Here is a 2,641-nt window from a genome sequence, read left to right on the forward strand (position 1 = left end):
AATAAATTTAATTTATAATATAAGAAATAAGTTTTAGGATATAGTGGATTTGAAAATATAAAAATTATGTAAAGGAAACAAATTTATTTAAGAAATATAAAATTAACAAATACTAATTTAATGATTTAATGGGAAAATGATATAGTAATGAGAAAGGCGTTTGTGGGATTAAATATAGGTATAAGTTATTAAAATCAATTTTATGATATTAGGCTTAGCATAGAAGAATAAGGAGAAGAATTATATTTAATTCTTGCCTTGAAAGATAATAATGAACCAATAAGATACATAAGAATAAACTGATTAGATGAAAATAGAGATGGCATGGCTTAGCTTTTAGTTAGGAAGCCGTAGACAAGAAGGATATGCACCAAAAATGAATTTATATATAGGAGGAAAAGTTAATGTTAATAGCTCAATTAGATATATTGGCAAATAAATATGTACAGATTATATTAAATAGTAAGTTTTTTGAAATATGGAAATCCATTGCAATTGGAGTAGGTATATTTGTACTATTAATGTTTCTAAAAAGCATATTCACAAAATACATTATAAAAATATTAGACAGTATATTCAAAGCTTTAAAAATAAAGAGTGCTAGAAAAATTTTGATTGCTTTTGAACAACCTATAAAAATGGCTTTTATAGTAATTGGGGTATACATATTCCTTAGTATATTGAATTCATCAATGGAATTGAATATTAATAATATAATTAATAAATTGTTAGGTACATCAATTATAGTATTATTTACAAGTGGATTAATTAACATTACTAATAGCTCTGATGAACTCTTATTTAGAGCTACAGATAAATATGATATAAAAGTGAATACTGTATTAATACCTATGATGGCTAGAGGAATAAAGTACTTAATAATAGCTTTTGCAATTATACAGATAGCAAGTATTTGGGGACTAGATGTAAATGCTTTTATAACAGGTATAGGTCTAGGGGGAATTGTAATAGCTCTAGCAGCAAAAGATTTTGCTGCTAATATGATGTCTGGTGTCATAATATTTATGGATAGTCCATTTACAATAGGTGATTGGGTTAAGTGTAAAGATATAGAGGGAATAGTAGAAGATATTAGTTTTAGAAGTACGAGAATAAGAACTTTTGATAAAGTATTAATAACTGTTCCGAATTCTTTATTAATTAACGATCCAATATCAAATTTTAATAAGAGGGAATTAAGAAGAGTTACTATGGATATAGGAGTGACTTATGATACATCTATTGAAAAGCTTCAAAAGTGTGTTTGTAGTATAAGAGATATGCTAAAAAATCATAAGGGTGTAGATAATGGAAGTATTAATGTTAGCTTTAGTACTTTTAATGAAAGTAGTTTAGATATAAGTATGTATTTTTTTATAAATGAAACTGGATTTAATGAATATACAGAGATAAAAGAAGAGATAAATTATAACATAATGAAAATTCTAAGTGATGAAGAAGTAAGCATTGCTTTTCCAACAACAAGTGTATATATAGAAAATAAATAAAATGTCTAGGTAGTTTACATAAGAACTACCTAGACATTTTTATTTACTCATTCATAAATTCAACAATTTCATTATATAAGCTTCTTACACCATAATGCCAATCTTGGTCAGCAGAATATTTTCTATTAACCCATACTAAAGGATCAACACTATCCGGTCTATCTTTAGATAGATTTATAATTGTACGGCAAGCAATTTCTGATGCATCTACAATATCAGTATTGTAGCTTTGCCAGCTACAAAACACATTATAAGGATTATTAGCTATTTTAACAGCACTTACATGATCCTGAGGTACAAAACTTTGTTCCTGACCTGTAATAGCAAAAAGTAGAATAGGGTTAATATTAAATTCCTTACTAACTTCCATTATAGATGAAAAGTAAGGTTCATCTTTAAGCAAAGAAGATCTACTTGCCAAGTAGGATTTTAATAAACTTTCATCTATAACTTTGTATTTAAACCAATCAGGTAAGTGGATAGTGAGGCTTTTAGCTTCTTCACTTACTTGATGATTATTATATAGATTTTTATATTTCTGTTGAGACTTCTGAATATAATAAGAATTATATTCAGGGTTATATTTTGAAAACTCAGTATTTAGTGCATTAGAATTATTAGCTCTATAGGTTATAGATAAAGTATTTATTGATGATATATCTTCTTTAATTGATTTTGCACTTTCATTAGTTATATTTTGTCTTTGCTCCGTGGTTGATAAATTAATAAGTTGTAATACTAATATAAATATAACAACTAGAGGAATAAAACTTCTTTCTTTCTTCTTCATAAATTTAATCACCATATCTCCCAAAAATTTTATTAATAACTATAATATGTCCAAATAAAAAAATAGTTATTCATTTTTTGTATAAAAATTTATATTGAAAAAATAAAAGAAAGATAATTCTTATATAAAATAAGTTTGGATTTACTTGAATTAAGAAGCAACATAAGTAAATATATAATATAAATGTATAAATATAATTAATCAAATTAAATAAACAAATCCTAGTGTATCAGTATAAGAATAAATTAGTAATTAAAAGAAAACGTTAGAAAAGTAAGGCTAATTATGTATAATTTTAAATAGTATAATATATATATGATTAAATCATGATAAGATAATCCAT

Annotated in this window: 2 protein-coding genes; one reads left to right on the forward strand and one right to left on the reverse strand. The window is 24.8% G+C overall.

The window, feature by feature from the left end:
- Nucleotides 1-404 precede the first annotated feature (404 nt).
- A complete protein-coding gene (locus B3W71_RS09380; RefSeq protein WP_346888677.1) occupies nt 405-1,508 on the forward strand; it encodes a mechanosensitive ion channel family protein in 1,104 nt (367 codons plus the stop codon).
- A 43-nt stretch (nt 1,509-1,551) separates the two neighbouring features.
- Here the strand turns inward: B3W71_RS09380 and B3W71_RS09385 are convergent, their stop codons facing one another.
- Entirely contained in the window at nt 1,552-2,298 is a 747-nt protein-coding gene (locus B3W71_RS09385; RefSeq protein WP_346888678.1) for a hypothetical protein, read from the reverse strand.
- Between the last annotated feature and the right edge of the window lie 343 nt (nt 2,299-2,641).

Origin of the sequence: Clostridium sp. UBA1056 (genome assembly GCA_002316385.1) — a bacterium.
Classification (GTDB): domain Bacteria; phylum Bacillota; class Clostridia; order Clostridiales; family Clostridiaceae; genus Clostridium_J.

Coding starts and splice junctions, on each gene's coding strand:
- B3W71_RS09385 (WP_346888678.1), bottom strand. CDS start 2,298: ATGAAGAAGAAAGAAAGAAGTTTTATTCCTCTAGTTGTTATATTTATA.
- B3W71_RS09380 (WP_346888677.1), top strand. CDS start 405: ATGTTAATAGCTCAATTAGATATATTGGCAAATAAATATGTACAGATT.